The sequence below is a fragment of the Thalassoglobus polymorphus genome, assembly GCF_007744255.1.
Classification (GTDB): Bacteria; Planctomycetota; Planctomycetia; order Planctomycetales; family Planctomycetaceae; genus Thalassoglobus; species Thalassoglobus polymorphus.
On the sequence record NZ_CP036267.1, the window covers coordinates 397,474 to 412,768 of the forward strand.

Genomic DNA, 15,295 nt, shown 5'->3' on the forward strand with positions numbered 1-15,295 from the left:
CGAGTTGGCTCAAATCCATTCTACCTTGAAGACAACCATCGGCAATACTTTCACTGGTTGTTTCGGCCCCGAAGGCGAAAGCTCAGCTTTTTCATCTCTCATGATGTTGAAATCAGAGCGAATGAATGGGTGTTCTGACCAGTGGATTCACCCACTAAGGCAGTTTGCTCTATCGAGTGCCTGTGAAGAACGCATTTCTCTAACAAAAATGATGTTCGCCACGAGGCAGATCCTGCAAACCAATTCGAAAGATGCTCTATCGTTCTATTCGAAATACGATTTTGACCAACTGAGGAGCTCTTGTTGCGAGGCGTAGCCGGTACGGGACTTTTTGAGGCGGCCATCTTTGAACAGAAAGATCCGCGGAATTCCGCTGACTCCGTAGTGTTTTGCGAGGTGTGGTTTTTCCTCGATATCGATCTCGACAACGTCCAGTTTCCCGGAATAACGACTTCGTAACCGGGCCAGTTCAGGGTCCATTGCTCGGCATGGACCGCACCAGTCCGCTCCGAATTTCACAATGACCGGTTTCTGGTTTTCAATGACTCGAACTTGAAACCAGAAATCATCTGGTGGAGTCGTGAACGCGTAGCGCAGCGAAGGAAGCGCCAGTCCGAACAGAATAGCGACGAGAATCAAGGCGGGATGAGCCCGCGTGTTTCCAGAATACATCATCAAAACCAGTTTGGAATGGGGGCAACACATTCCAAACATAGTTTGTGGTTTTACATGATGAGCAGGCTATTTTCGTTGTTCGCAAAAAAATCCTGAGAGGCTGAAAAACGCGAACAACACCTCAATGACCATTGTCACTGATTGCAACTGTTGATCGCGGGGCATCTTTGAAAAGAGATACGCGACCTGTCTTTTGGAGGCTTCGTCATCGCGGAGAAGGAATGAACAGCCTCTGGCAAGACTGCTCAAAACGTTCTGATTCACCCGAATTTCGATGATTTGGTCTCGGATTGCTTGAGCGAGAGCATTTTCGGAAATGATAGACGGGCTCTGTCTCGTGGAGTTCAGTGGTTTTTCTGGTAGAATCATTTCACTACGGGCACGAAAGTGCTTGAATGACGACTTCTTTCGGAAACCTTTCCCGTGGAGTGTTTCCTCAGTATTGATGAGGTCGGATTCAGGTTTTGGATCAAATTTCAATCTCAATTCAAAATTCAAAAGGTCGTTTCGTGGTTCGAGTCGCAATTATTGGAGGAACAGGTTACACGGCATTAGAAGTGATGCGGTTGCTGCATCGACATCCTCAGGCAGAAGTGAAGGTTGTCTCCAGCCGGTCCGAATCAGGTCCCGTCTCTTCGGTTCATACTTCGCTGTCAGGCATGTTTGATTTTAACATGACCAATCCTTCGGTCACTGAAATCGCGGAACTGGCAGATGTGGTTTTCTGTTGCTTACCACACAAGGCGAGCATGGATGCGATTCCGAGCCTGCTCTCTGCCGGTTTAAAGGTTGTCGATCTTTCCGCGGACTATCGCCTGAGTGATCCGAGTGTCTATGAGAAATGGTATGGGCACGTACACACGGACCCGACTCGACTTGGGAACACCGTGTACGGACTGCCGGAACTGTATCGTGATCGCATCAAAGGGCAGGACTTGATTGCAAACCCGGGATGTTACACCAGCACCTCGATTCTGGCACTTGCTCCATTCGTCAGTGGCGGACTGATCGAGCCTTCTTCAATTATTATTGACGCAAAGAGTGGCGTTTCCGGAGCTGGAAGAGCTCCAAAGCTCGGGACGTTGTACGCGGAATGTAATGAGAGCTTCTCTGCATATGGAGTCGGAACACATCGACACATGCCGGAAATTGAACAGATCCTCAGTGATGTTTCCAGCGAGAATGTTGAAGTGCTGTTTACACCCCATCTGGTTCCCATGGACCGTGGAATCTTTGCCACAATTTACGCCACACCGAAGGCAGAGCTGACGGAGAAGCAGGCCATCGAGTCCCTGCGAGAATTCTACAGCGGGAACCCATTTGTAAGAGTGGTCTCGCACTTGCCCAAAACGAAAGACGTCGCATACACCAATTATTGCGATATCACTGCCCGAGTTGTGAAGGGTCGCTTGATGATTTTGGCGGTTCTCGACAACATGATAAAAGGCGCGGCTGGTGTTGCGGTCCAGAATTTCAATTTGATGTGCGACTTCGACGAAACAACCGCGCTGTTGTAATCTCGACAATTCAAATCAGGATCAAGTTCGATGAGTGAACCGACAGAGAGTGCGTTCGAACAGGAGCGGGAAATTGTCGAGAAGCTCAGGTCCAGTCGACAGCAAATTCGAAATGAGTTGAGCAAGATCATCGTCGGGCAGGACGAGGTCATTGAACAGGTGCTCATCACTCTCTTTGCGGGGGGGCACTGTTTGATCACAGGTGCTCCCGGGTTGGCGAAGACATTGCTCGTCAATTCCATTTCAAAGATCTTCCATCTTGAATTTCGGCGAATCCAGTTCACCCCCGACTTAATGCCCGCAGACATTACGGGAACGGAAATTCTTGAGGAGAACGCGGAAGGACAACGGCAACTCAAGTTTGTGAAAGGCCCGATTTTCGCCAACGTCATCCTGGCAGATGAAATCAATCGGACACCTCCCAAAACACAGGCAGCCCTGCTGGAAGCGATGCAGGAACACCAGGTGACCGCTGCGGGAGCTGCTTACGCATTAGAGGAACCGTTCTTTGTTCTGGCGACGCAAAACCCCATTGAGATGGAAGGAACTTATCCACTCCCAGAGGCGCAACTCGACCGGTTCATGCTCAACGTCGTGATCAATTATTTGCCAATCGAAGATGAAGTTGCCGTTGTTGAGCGGACAACCACCGGAACCCCGGCAACGATCGAGCCCCTCTTTACAGGTGAGGATGTTCTGGCGTTTCATCAAGTGGTCCGGACCGTTCCGGTCGCTAAAGAGTTGATTGAATATGCCGTCAAAATTACGGCGGCCTCTCGACCGGGACAGTGTGGCACGTCAGATTTTGTGAACAAGTATGTCAGCTGGGGAGCGGGAACCAGAGCATCGCAATATCTCATTCTGGCAGCCAAGGCCCGGGCGCTGCTGAACGGCCGATCACACGTCAACGTTGAGGATATTCGGTCCATTGCTCACCCGGTACTGCGTCACCGCGTCTTGCTGAACTACAAGGCAGAAGCCGAAGGGACATCCGTCGAGGAAGTGATCACTCAAATCATGGACTCGATCGCGACGCCAACAGGCTAGGGGGGCTTCGATTAAGTCTTGAGTGTCCATTCTAGAGCATCTTTCGAATTGGTGTAGAGGTTCTGCTTCGCGGCGAACAGTCCATGAAGTCATGAAAGTGAACTTCTCGGGCGCCAACGAAAATCGGGAATGTTTGGGCTTATGATTTTAGCCAACCCTTTCGCCAAAAGTAGCAGAGTAGCCCAAAGCCGATGAAGCCCATCACCATTAATGCGAAAGGGTAACCGTAGTACCATTCCGTCTCAGGCATATTCCATTCAGAAGCGCCCCGGTCGAAATTCATTCCATAAACGCCAGCGACAAAACTCATGGGCATGAAAATTGTGGCGAAGATTGTCAGCGTTTTCATCACTTCATTCTGTCGGGCACTCATTTCTGAAAGATGTAAATCTCGAAGATTTGTGCATTGGTCTCGAAACGATTCTGCGACATCAATGAGCTGAATCGTATGGTCATAGCAATCGCGAAGGTAAACCTGCGTTTCTGATGAGACGAGTTCATGGTCTTGTCGAATCAATGTTTGAACTGCTTCGCGATGTTGCCAGGCATGCTTGCGAATGCGGAGTAAGTCTCTGCGGATTTGATAGACCTGGTCCATTTCTCCTTCCTGATTCAAGATTTGCTCTTCGATGAATTCGAGCTTCATTCCGAAATCTTCCAGGCGTGGAAAATACCCGTCAATGATGGCGTCGATCAGTGCGTAGAAAAGATAATCAGGTCGGCGACCCCGAATTCGCGAGTGATTGCGGATGCGGTCGCGGATCGGGTCGAAGCAATCGCCTTTTTTTTCCTGGAACGAAATGACAAAGTTCGGCCCCAGAAACAGACTGACTTGTTCGCTCGAGAGCGATTCATGGTTCGTCAACATTTTGACGACGAAGTAGAGGCGCGATCCATAGTCATCACATTTTGATCGTTGGTGAGTATGGACAACATCCTCAAGAGCAAGCGGGTGCAGGCCGAATTGTCGCCCAACTTCTTCTACCAACTCTCCATCCCCGACACCGATGATGTCCACCCAAAGAACACCGGGTTTGTCGGTGGGATCCATGATGTCCTTTGCAGAATCCAGTTCAACGTCGGTGATCTTTTCTTTTTCGAAGTAGATCTGCCGAATAAATGTTTCCGTTTCTCCCTCGATCGAGGTGACTGTCCCGGGGGCAGTTGCGGGAGTTGTTCGACGATGGAAAACCCGCTTCGGGTTTGGAATCCGAATTTTCCGGATCAGCTTATTCATTGAACACATCCATGACAGAATTCAAAACTCACTTGTAGAACATCATCGGTGGCGAGATCTCGCTATCAGTTTGAACACCAACTTTATGGAACAACTTGAACCTCAAAGTTCATAATGGTTCCAGAGGCTGAGATCTTCAATAGTGAGTATGGAGTCGCTGAGAGAACTCCACCATGATAGCTCATCGTTCCAGGGACTGTTCCGGGTGTGATCAACGAGGTGAGCGTTCCTCGATAAAGGTCGTCTCCGCTCCCCTTGTCTTCTCCTTTTTCGAGGCTGTATTTCCCGTCGGCTTGAAGAACTGCAATGCGATAATGCCGTCCATTTGTTGGCCAACTCGTTTGGCCGGGAAAGCCAGCTCGATTCAAGTTCTCTGGTTGGTTCTCATCGATGTGCCAGATCGCCAGTCCTCCACATCCATCTTTGTCGACAGGAATTCGCTGGTCGAACCCGAGTGGTTGTCGATTCTCGATCAGCAGGTATTCACCCTTTTGAAACCCTTGTGTGAGCTTGAAAACCTCTGGTGATTGTTCGATCGCTTCTAGCTGCCTTTTGCTGGTGGCGTGAATTTCATTGGGAGTCACCCAGCCGAGTTGGATTTTACACCAAGGAGAAAAATGTGGTGGATGAAGTTGCGTTTGGTCGAATCCCCAACAGTTTCCCATGATGCCCCACGAACCGATTCCATGCCCAACGCGTTCGCCGATCCCATTGGGCATGTTATCGTACAGATCAGGAAGACCCATCACATGACCGATCTCATGAGCCAGAATTCCAATCCGCGTTGGTGTGGTCCCTGTGTGGCCAAAGAGGCTCGGGCAAATTGCGATCCGGGAGACTTTCACTCCTTCGTCAGAAACCCAGGGAGGATCGAGAGCATCAAAGCGTGACCAAATTCGATTTCTCGGCGGGGCTCCTGTGGGGTCGATTCCATTGGCTTCTGAGCCATACCCGGAATGGGTGAAGGTGACGCAATCCGCGAAATTGTCTCCGTTGGAATCGAGTTTGGAGAAGTCGATTTGATGATCGACAAGATTTAACGAATCTCGAACGGCCTCAAGTACGAGGTTTTTCGGTCCCCGCCCCCACAGCCCTTCGGAGTAATAGAGCTCAGGCTTTGGTAAATCAGCCCAGGTGGAAACCGTCGAGACCGGTTCACTCATGCCATAAGAGTTTTCGGAGTAGACATCGCGGACGCTTCCAGTCGGGGCATGTTGTGGATCTCCTCCGACAGCGTTGAAGATGTGGTCCATGGCCTGTTGAGTCGGGAGTTGCCTGTTGTGATGATCTGAAAAACGGGCGAGGACAACGAGGTTCTGGAAACTTCCGATCTTTTTCGGAATCATCATTCGGCCGTCATCTGGATTCTTTTTGATGCGACTGATCTCTTCGAAATTCGGAAGAATTCCAGGCTTGATGTTCGCATCTTTAGGGTCCGATTGACCAACGAGGAGTTTCGATTCGATCAACTTTCCGTCCACTGCATCGGCAGCGTAAACGTAAGCTCCATCTTCACGGTGAACGACAGTATGCCCAGATTTCGTCTCCAGCCAGTTGAACCATTCATCCCCCCGTAAACGTAAAAGGATCTCAGTTTTGTCGGGTTGCTTGTGGGGGCGAAACGCTTCGGATGCCGGTGCAGAGAACCCGGCTCGCGAAGTACAAATCAGAATTGTGAAGAGTATGTAGAGCTTGAAAGATCGTAGAAACATTGGGTTTGGCCCTCATTGGATAGCGCCGGTTTCGTAACGTAAAGGGGACTCCAGACGTCGCAGTTCTTCACTGAATCGATAATCACTGATACAGTTTTATTGAGTGAGCCAGAACAGTCAGCGCGGTGGTGCGTTCACTACCAACGCCACCAATTCGTGATGACGAGTTCGGAGGTTTCCCAAATTTTTGATCGGGCTCGGTGACTGTTACGAATTGATTGCGTTATGTTTTGAGTCGTGGCTTGGCTGCTTGAGAGTTGAGGCGTCGTGATTCACGGCTGAAAGAATTGAATGTGATGTAGTCCCAGTGGCGGTAGATCTCAGAGGCTTTACGTAACTCGCTATGAGCCCCAATTCCTTCAACTTTTCCGTCATGGAGTAGTACGACTTGATCGCATCGCCGAATCGTTGAGAGGCGGCTTGGCAGGAAGATGACGGTTCGGTCCTGTGTGATTCGCTGATAGGCATCATCAATGGCATCGCGGAGATCGTCTTCGAGGACAGCTTCCGGTTCCTGAATGATGAGAACAGCTGGGTCACGCAGGATGGCACGCGCAAGACCGAGTTGAAACGCTTCGCCAACTCCTATTGATGTGCCATGTTCTCCGAGCACCGTTTCGTAACCAAGCGAAAGGCTCGAAATGAACTTATTGATATGCACAGTCTTCGCCGCTTCGATGGCATCTTGCATCGAAATTCGCGAGTCGCCGCAGATCAGATTTTCGAGGACTGTCCCAGAAAGGACGGGATCATCTCCCCCTACGTAAAGAGTTTCGGCATGAATCGACTCCAGCGTTCCCCAAGCGATATCTTCCCCATCGAAAAGGACTCGCCCTTTGGATGGTTCAATAAATCTGGGAAGTAAATACGCAACAGCTTTGGGCAGAAGAGGGTCCAAAGAGACGAGCGAGACTTGAGTGTTCGCTTCGATCCTTAAGTCGATTCCGCGAAGAATTTCATGTCCGCGATTGTGATAGTGGACCGTTTCGAGAACGATCGATTTCGAGGCGGGTTGGATAAACTTTGCTCCAACTGCTTGCCCCACTTCGGGGATCTCATCCAGGTACCGATAGATCCGGTCGGCAGCCATGTCCAGGCTTCGTCGTTCTCCAAAAACACGTTCTATGGAGGCCGATTCCCGCACAATAATTCCCAAGGCAATCGCAATCGCCACTCCACTCGCCAGCGGCAAGGGCTCTGTCTGCGAAAGTATTTTGAGACCGATTAACAGCAAGACAACCGAAATCGAGGCCGCGACAACAAATCGCGCCAAGCGTAAGGCGTTTTGTTCAAATTTCCGCCCTGATCGATCTTCCGTTGTGAATCGGCCCAAGTGATTTTCGAAGAGAGCTTCTTCGAACGCTTCCATGTTGTATCCGCGAACGAGACGGGTTTGCTTCAAGCCATCTGCGAGAAATCTCGCTTCAGTCTCTGCATGAGATTCTGCAAGCAAGCGGCGGGCGGCTCCACGCTGTCGCTCGTAACGATATACCCACCAGCAGGCTGCGGTTGGGAGGAGACATTGGAGAGCCAAACGCCAGTCGATGGCCAGAATCGCCAGGATCATCGCCGGGAGGAGAGTCGCTCCGCGCATCATTCGCCAGCGATATTGAGTGATCGACTCGCGAATTTCGTCAACTGTATCGGTGAAGAGTTTGAAGGCTGTGTGGTATCGCTGACCAGTTAAATCACTTGGGCCAAGCCGTAATGTTTGTCGATGAATCGATTTGCGGAGGCGTGTCGTAATCTCCCGAGCCGATTCCAGCGAATGATTGCGCGATTTTGATCTCGCAAACATCAACACGACAGCGAGGACCAGCCCCAGTCCTACGAGTAGAGACATCGCCCCCTGACTCGATTGCACGAGTGGGATTGAGTGGCAGACCCACGGAATCCATGACCAACCGAGAAGGTCGTCGAAGCGAACGGCCTGTGCCCACAATCCGATGTCGCTTCCCATTGAGCTGAGGTCGACATCAAACTCTTTTTGACCCTTGGCGAGTTCTTCTGCTGACAACTGTCCTTTCGTGACAAGCAAGTCAATGAAAAGCGTTGTGAGCAGAAGGCTCGACAAAACTCCCATAACAAAAATGAACACCCAGACAATCAGCCCTCGCCCGTGATGCTCGGTCGAAGTGCGTTTGGGAATTAATCGCTGCAGTGGTCTCGACACTCCGCTCATGTGTTACCGCCATCATTGGGGATTTACGCCAAGTCTCGATCCTCGAACATCAGAAATGCCAGCATAATCATCGCAATGACATACGCCAGGCAGTACATCGCCGCGAATCCGATGTAATCCATCGGGATGACCTTTCCTGTCGAAATCGCCGCAGACATATTGAAGTGCTCCAGGGATGGGAGGATCGTTGCCAGAGCTTGTGCGAAAAATTTCACAAACACGTTCTGGTCTTTCGCTTGCACAAGAATCGGCGACAAGTGGCCGATCACAAAGAGCGAGAAGCAAGTGCTGATGTTGACGAGCATTGGCATGCGAGTTGAAATAGCTACGCTGACTGCAGTGAGAACACAGACTTCCATCGCAATCAATGTGAGTCCCGGGAGGATGGTGCGTGCAACGTTGAATCGTTCCTGGGTGAGGTAGGGGATCTGGAATGGAAGCCATCCTACGCTGCGATAGAAAAAGATGTCAGCTCCGCCTTTTCCCGATTCTGTTTGGTCATAGCCAAATTTGAAGTAGGTGAAGAAAAAGAAGAGAGTCCCTAGAACCACCAGCATGATCACTGCTGACTGCAGGATCCCGACGTATTTCCCCAGCACGAATTGTCGTCTGTTGATCGGTTTGGACAGCAATGTCATTGCTGTTTTGCCTTCAATTTCCTCTGCAACACTGGTACTTGCCGTCCAGACAGAGAGGGACAAGGCACAAATCAGAGTCATCGCCAAGCCGCAGTCGATGTACATCTTTGTGTCTTCCCCCATGGAGAAGAAGGGAATATAGTAGTTGGCGACCATGACCAGAATCGCTGCCCCGGTCATGAGGAAGAAAATCGGTTGGCGCAGGGCCTCTTTCGTTGTCGCTCGAGCAATCGTTCCGGCTCGCGACGAGAAGTTAAATACGATCAAACCCACAAGAAAAACGATCCACCCAATCAACAAAACGGTATACGGAGGTGTGATCGCTCCTTCTGCCGCTTGTGCGAGAAGCAGAGGAAGTTCAGTCATTTGCTTGCACCTTGGAAATGAAGGAAGATAAAGTCAAATAAGGAATTAGAAACGCGGAGAGAAGAATATCAAATAACACCGCAATTTCAGTTCCACCAATGTACCGTGCGGCACGACCCTGAGCAAATGTCTTAGGGAGCGGATCAGCATGGATTTGATCATCAGATGCAGATTCGTTGAAAATCCTCCTTCCCCTTACGATCCCTTTCTCATGAAAAGTTTCCAGGATCTTGTTCAATCGCGACGGCAGTGGATTGACGAAAATCTCACTCCGTGGTGTAAAGTCGCTTCAAGAAAAGATTTGCTACTCGCTGAGCATGAATGGCAAGACCTTGCCGGTCGCCCAGCACCTGAGATGACTTTGTGGAAATGGGCCTGGGAGCGGTTTCCCGTTCTCTCACAGGAAGGCTTCCATGGGATTGACGAAACAAATCCAGTGGTCGTGACCTGTCAGGATGGTCGAATTGGGCAAGGTTATCCTGATGCGGGACGTTCTGAAGGTGGGCTACTCTTCTTGATTGGGGAGGCAGGAGAAGTTGTGGGACCGTTTGCCATCGATGAAATTTCGACCATCGAGTCTGCGAAGTGAGACACTGTGAGACACACTGAGGCACACCGAAAACCGCTCAGGTAATTTTTATTATAATGCAGCCTGTTTTGTGAACATGAGTGATTCATCGTACGAAATGCACTCTTCACAGACACAAGAGACATAAATTTGTTGTGGGGGTAAGCCAATTTTGGCCTGAACGCTCTGCCTCGTGGCGAGCAGTCGATGAAGTCATGAACGGAAGTGGTGAAAGTGAGCTTCATGGGCACGACAAGCTTTGAAAATGCCCTATAATGAATTTTGCACCACGTAGTGAAGTTAGAAAACTCAAGGAAAGGTACAGTGATGTCAGAAGATCAGATGAAACAGATTATTGACGAATTAAAGATCGCTTACTGGATGGAAATGGAGACGGTCATGAACTACCTCTCCAATTCCATTAATTTGGATGGCGTTCGGGCTGAAGAGATCAAGAAGTCTCTTGATGCAGACATTCAGGAAGAACTCACCCACGCACAGACTCTCGCGCAACGTATCAAAACGCTCAGCGGAATTGTCCCGGGAAGCAAAGAGTTCAAAGCAACTCAAGAATCGCTGCAACCCCCTGCGAAACTCACCGATGTTGTCTCTGTCATTAAAGGTGTGATCGATGCCGAAAACGGGGCGATCTCACAATACAACAAATTGATTCAGCTATGTGATGGAGTTGATTACGTCACACAGGATCTTTGTATCCAGGCACTCGGCGACGAAGAACAGCACCGCAGAGAATTCCAAGGCTATCTTGCAGAATACGAAGGCTAAAGCATCTTTTCGAATAGGTCTGCAGTGTCAAGATCGCTTCCGGTGAATCACCGTGGGAAGATATACGACCACCCAAGATGCAGTTCTCGATGAGAGAGAAAGCACTTCATTTTACGAGTTTTCGAAGAAGCGTTTCATGATCTCTGCCACTCAGAAGGTGGCAGGGATTTTTTATTTGATGGTCTCTTCCGCTGTCGCTGTTAAGGCCGTTTGCTTCTCAGAACTTTGACTGGTTTCTGGCGGTGGGAAGTGTTTCAGGATCTCGGCAAAGATTGTCCCGGTGGTCATGCAACCAAAAGCGAACAGACCGCAGGGCAGGGCGATTTCAGGCTGATCAGGGAACAGCGTCTTGGCGAGGCTTGCACCGATTCCGGCGTTCTGCATGCCAATTTCGAGCATGAGAGCACGACGCATTCCTGAGTCAATCCCGAGCACGCGCCCTCCGAGTTGTCCACAGAGGTAACCACCGAGATTGATCAGCAGCAGTGCCCACATCAGCATGAGCGGCAACTGTTGGATGTTGTCACGATTTACCGCAACAACGACTGCAATAATCCAGAGGATACTGAAGTTCGCGACAGTCCCTGAGAATTTCGAAGCGTACTTCGCTACTGTTTGACTCACTTGAGCAAGAGTAAACCCGGCAATGACCGGGATCACTACTTGTTTGACGAGTGTAATCGCTGTGTTCGTGAGAAGTTCAGCGTCGACAGCTTTCCCGAGAGTCAGCTTCATCGCAATCGGAACGATCAACGGAGAGAGCAGCGTGGCGGATGTTGTCAGCCCGACGGAGTAACTGACGTTTCCGCGTGCGACCATTGTCAACACGTTCGAAGCCATCGCCCCCGGGACACAACCGACGAGGATGACGCCGATCATTAAGTCTCCGGTGAAGCCGAAGACTTTTGTTGCCATCAGCCATGCCAGAAATGGCATCGCTGCATATTGAATTGCCGTCCCGCCGATTACGAGTGGCCACCGCTTCAGGACGTTAAGAACCTCGTCTTTTGGGAGGAGTGTTCCGACACAAAACATCACGACAGCGACGAGTCCACCGAGCCATGTTTTGCTGATCAGAAAAGGGTCCGGAACATCATTGGGCCAGACCCCGGCAACAACCGAACTCAAGACGAGCCAAAAAAGAAGGTAACGCTGCAGCATTGATGAGAAGAAGTGAGTTAGGGTGAGAGATGTTGATAGCTGCAGTGTGACCTTGGGGGGTTATTGATCGACCGTTTCAGGAGCTGCTTCTTTGGCTGCTTTTTCGTGTTCGATCTCTCCCCACATGTGGCCGCCCACTTTTCCGTGATACCAGCTTCCGGCATAACGGTCTTTGTAGAACATCACTCGAGCGGTGAACCCTTCGCCCATCAGCGGGATCTTCAGGTCTGTCACTTGAAGGACAGGTGTGTCGCCGGCCCATTCGACTTGAACTGGAACAGGGACGGGAAGATCATATTTTCCGTAAGTGATACGAGCCTGAACAATCCAGTTGTTGCCACCTGTTTTTTTCACAGAGGTGATCGCATATCGCTCCGCCTGCGGGGTCATGTTCTTTCGACCCTGGATACTGAATCGTCCGACAAGCGTGGCGTCTGTAAGTTGATCGACGAATGCCTGCTCAGCTGCGGAGAGCTCGACCGGCGGTCTCTTTTCAGGTTCCGCATCCTGAGCAAACAGCGGGCTCGCCAGCCATAATATGGCTGCAATGATCAATGTCGGATTCTTCAATGTTCTTCTCCTGAATAACGAGAGAGAAAAGTCTTATCCCCGCGCCAGTTCTTCGTCCCATTCATCAAGCAACGGCCAATCGACGGCACATGTCCCGAAGTCTGCCATGTGTTGATACTTTTCAAGACGATCGATTGTCTCTTGCAACTGCTTGTTATCTTTCTTGAATGACGGTCCGTGGCTGGGGAGCAACCATTCGACATCACTCTCTTTGATGCGTGTTAACGATCGGATGAACGCCGGGATGTCGGACCCGTGGTGGGCGTCAATGTTCCCGACACAGCCATCACGGTAGATGTTATCTCCCGAGAGTAAAAGATTTCCCATGCGAAATGCCAGCTGAGCAGGGGCATGACCGGGTGTGTGCCAAACGTCGAGTTTCAGGTTTCCAATTTCCAGCACATCCCCTTCATTGATTGTCTGATCCGTCTCAACGGTCGGCAAATCGATAGAGATTCCCTGCGCAGTGATCTCTGCATAGGTCATGATTCGATCGCCCTCGGAGAGTAGCTTCGCCGCTTGCGGATGCGCAAGAACTTTTGCATCCGGCATGAGATCTTTAGCCAGTTTCAAGCCTTGGACATGATCGACGTCGGCATGTGTTGCCACAAGGTATTTACACTGGGAAAGCGGGAAGTCCATTTGCCGGATCATCTCGATGATGTCGTGGAAAGTGTCCTCGTAGCCGATATCGATGAGCCCCCATTCGTTTTGATCAAACACCAGATAGACACAACATCCAAGTTGCCTCCGGGCTTGATAATTCATCTCGATCACGTTTGGGAACAGTTCTCGCCGCGCTAACATGCTTTGTGATTTCCTACTACTGTCGCTGATGGTGGTTGTCGTAGTCGTCCATCTCTTCCAAAATGTCATTCGGCTTTGAGTCAGTTGCAGGCCAACGAGCGTGCCGGCTTGCTCAAAACGCACGACAATTCAACTCGACGGATCAGTAGTGCTCTGTCGAGCTATGAATGTCATACTCCAACTGCGTACTCCGCACCGTTGTCGCTACGCAACACGTTTGTCGAGATGACACTCATACATAAACGGACGAGTCGATCAGGCAATGCCTGATCTGTTCTGATCGCCTTTACTTCGAAAAGGCATTCAGATTCTGTTGTCTTTACCTGCTTCGTCAGGAACTGCCTGACACTCTAACACGGATTGAACAGTAAGCTAGGCTGTGTCCGATGTGTTGTTGATCCCTTCCCTTCGTTGGGAAAGTCTTCGTCTTAAATCTCTAAGTTGTGAATTCAGACAGGCACCCGCTCGGGCCTGCTGTCCTGCTGAAAACAAGTGTTTTCGGCGGGGACGACTGTTAATATCGAGCGAGGTCGCTCGCTTCTTCTTCTGGATTCAGACCGGAAATCAACTCTTGTGCCTGTGTGACCAGCATTTTCAAATCGCTACCCAATGCGATGAACTGCCAACCTTCAGCGACTCGTTGATTCACGTCGTCAATAGTTTGGACGTGTAAACCGACGGGTGTCCCGGTTTTCTTTCCGGCTGCGACAATTCGAGCGAGCATCGCTTCGAATTCTTCGACAGTCGGGTCAGTTCCGTCCGGTGTTCTCATTTGTGCTCTTAAATCATTCGGCCCAACGAAGATTGCGTCCACCCCTTCCAGAGCGTAAATCTCTTCAGCATTGTCGACACCTTCTGGGGATTCGGTTTGCAAAACGACCAGAATCTCATCGTTGGCGTATTTGTAATAGTCCCCGGCTGTGGCGTCGAAATTCAAAGCATGAGTTGCTCCGCCGACTGAGCGATTTCCTTGTGGAGGATACTTTGCGGCAGCGATGGCAGCCTTCGCCTGTTCAACAGTATTCACCATTGGGACAATGATTCCATGAGCCCCGGCATCGAGGACGCGTTTGATATGATCGTGTCGACCTTCGGGAACACGTACCAGTGGAACACAACCGGCATCTGCGATGGCACCGATGAGCATCGCCGCTTGATTCCAGTCAATTGGAGAGTGTTCGAGGTCAATCGTCAGCCAGGGGAACCCGACCCGTGCCAGTAAACGAGTTGCTGTCAAATCACCAAAGCTCAGCCAGGTACCAACTTGTGGCTCACCGGCTCTTAGAGCCACTTTTACTGGATTCTTTTTCATTGCTTCTCATTCCTTTTCAGGGCGTCTCAAACTTCTTGTCTCATTCTGACAACCCAAGCACGATTTGTCACTCAATGGGGAGTTTGAGGAATTCGGCACTTCTGGAGTATTTCCAATGCTTCTCTTGTCCACGAAGTCCGTTTTCACAAATCGATACGCTGATACCACGAGACAGAACTGTTAAGACGAATATTAGATTCGTTCTAGCATGAAACTCTGAGGAAATTCACATTTTCAGTGAGTCAACATTGACGAGGGTGGTCAAAGTCTCATAGTCTTCGTGAAATCTCAACGAGAAATTTTAGAGCAATGTCTTCAGATTACGTCTCATACATCGATTTTTCTGCCGCGATTCTTCGCGACGAACTGGTTATCGGTGCGCCCATTATTATTGGTGGTCCAATTATGAGTGACGATTGAGCTGAGGAGATCGCAAGCAATACATGAGCCCCTCAGGTCAAATGGTCTGAGGGGCTTTTTTTATCTCGAAACGGTCCTTCCACCTTTGGGATGTTCAGTTTCCTGAAAATTGGAAGGCTGAAGACAGGTTTCAGGATCAGTCTGAAACCGACACCATCCGAGAGATTTTTAAGCCGCATTGACTGACTCTTAGCAAAAACTAGCAATAACCGCATGAGTCACCATTGTTTCAATGCATATTGTTCCAGTGAATGACAGCGATTTCAACAATCCTGTTAGCGAAACTTAACATCGGAA

Annotated in this window: 13 protein-coding genes; 4 read left to right on the top strand and 9 right to left on the bottom strand. The window is 50.1% G+C overall.

The window, feature by feature from the left end; all coding sequences use genetic code 11:
- Positions 1–264 precede the first annotated feature (264 nt).
- Positions 265–675 carry a thioredoxin family protein gene (locus Mal48_RS01565; RefSeq protein WP_197441957.1) on the bottom strand — a complete coding sequence of 137 codons (411 nt, stop codon included), beginning with the start codon at positions 673–675 and terminating at the stop codon, positions 265–267.
- A 509-nt stretch (positions 676–1,184) separates the two neighbouring features.
- Here Mal48_RS01565 and argC point away from each other — a divergent pair.
- Together argC and Mal48_RS01575 are read left to right on the top strand one after the other, a co-directional pair.
- Positions 1,185–2,192, top strand: a complete 1,008-nt coding sequence (gene argC / locus Mal48_RS01570) for an N-acetyl-gamma-glutamyl-phosphate reductase (protein ID WP_145195455.1) — start codon at positions 1,185–1,187, stop codon at positions 2,190–2,192.
- A gap of 30 nt (positions 2,193–2,222) precedes the next feature.
- Entirely contained in the window at positions 2,223–3,239 is a 1,017-nt protein-coding gene (locus tag Mal48_RS01575; RefSeq protein ID WP_145195457.1) for an AAA family ATPase, read from the top strand.
- A gap of 139 nt (positions 3,240–3,378) precedes the next feature.
- Here the strand turns inward: Mal48_RS01575 and corA are convergent, their stop codons facing one another.
- From corA to Mal48_RS01595, 4 genes are all read right to left on the bottom strand, one after another.
- Positions 3,379–4,476: a magnesium/cobalt transporter CorA gene (gene corA / locus Mal48_RS01580; protein WP_197441958.1), complete on the bottom strand. Its 1,098-nt coding sequence runs from the start codon at positions 4,474–4,476 to the stop codon at positions 3,379–3,381.
- 83 nt (positions 4,477–4,559) lie between these two features.
- On the bottom strand, positions 4,560–6,188 hold the full coding sequence (locus tag Mal48_RS01585) for a M6 family metalloprotease domain-containing protein (RefSeq protein ID WP_145195461.1): 1,629 nt from the start codon (positions 6,186–6,188) through the stop codon (positions 4,560–4,562).
- A 223-nt stretch (positions 6,189–6,411) separates the two neighbouring features.
- Positions 6,412–8,361 carry an ATP-binding cassette domain-containing protein gene (locus Mal48_RS01590; RefSeq protein WP_197441959.1) on the bottom strand — a complete coding sequence of 650 codons (1,950 nt, stop codon included), beginning with the start codon at positions 8,359–8,361 and terminating at the stop codon, positions 6,412–6,414.
- Positions 8,362–8,393: 32 nt separating this feature from the next.
- Positions 8,394–9,374 (bottom strand): ABC transporter permease subunit, encoded by a 981-nt coding sequence (locus Mal48_RS01595; RefSeq protein ID WP_197441960.1) that lies wholly within the window; start codon positions 9,372–9,374, stop codon positions 8,394–8,396.
- 211 nt (positions 9,375–9,585) lie between these two features.
- On the opposite strand from Mal48_RS01595, the gene Mal48_RS01600 reads away from it, so the two are divergent.
- Entirely contained in the window at positions 9,586–9,963 is a 378-nt protein-coding gene (locus Mal48_RS01600; protein WP_145195465.1) for a hypothetical protein, read from the top strand.
- A 306-nt stretch (positions 9,964–10,269) separates the two neighbouring features.
- Positions 10,270–10,728, top strand: a complete 459-nt coding sequence (locus Mal48_RS01605) for a ferritin-like domain-containing protein (protein WP_145195467.1) — start codon at positions 10,270–10,272, stop codon at positions 10,726–10,728.
- A 171-nt stretch (positions 10,729–10,899) separates the two neighbouring features.
- On the opposite strand, the gene Mal48_RS01610 is transcribed toward Mal48_RS01605, so the two are convergent.
- From Mal48_RS01610 to Mal48_RS01625, 4 genes are all read right to left on the bottom strand, one after another.
- Positions 10,900–11,889 (bottom strand): bile acid:sodium symporter family protein, encoded by a 990-nt coding sequence (locus Mal48_RS01610; RefSeq protein ID WP_145195469.1) that lies wholly within the window; start codon positions 11,887–11,889, stop codon positions 10,900–10,902.
- Positions 11,890–11,949: 60 nt separating this feature from the next.
- Positions 11,950–12,459 (bottom strand): hypothetical protein, encoded by a 510-nt coding sequence (locus Mal48_RS01615; RefSeq protein WP_145195471.1) that lies wholly within the window; start codon positions 12,457–12,459, stop codon positions 11,950–11,952.
- Between the two features lie 33 nt (positions 12,460–12,492).
- The gene (locus tag Mal48_RS01620; RefSeq protein WP_145195473.1) at positions 12,493–13,266 is read right to left on the bottom strand and encodes an MBL fold metallo-hydrolase; all 774 of its coding nucleotides are present in this window, start codon (positions 13,264–13,266) and stop codon (positions 12,493–12,495) included.
- 514 nt (positions 13,267–13,780) lie between these two features.
- On the bottom strand, positions 13,781–14,578 hold the full coding sequence (locus Mal48_RS01625; protein ID WP_145195475.1) for an HpcH/HpaI aldolase family protein: 798 nt from the start codon (positions 14,576–14,578) through the stop codon (positions 13,781–13,783).
- Positions 14,579–15,295: the final 717 nt, after the last annotated feature.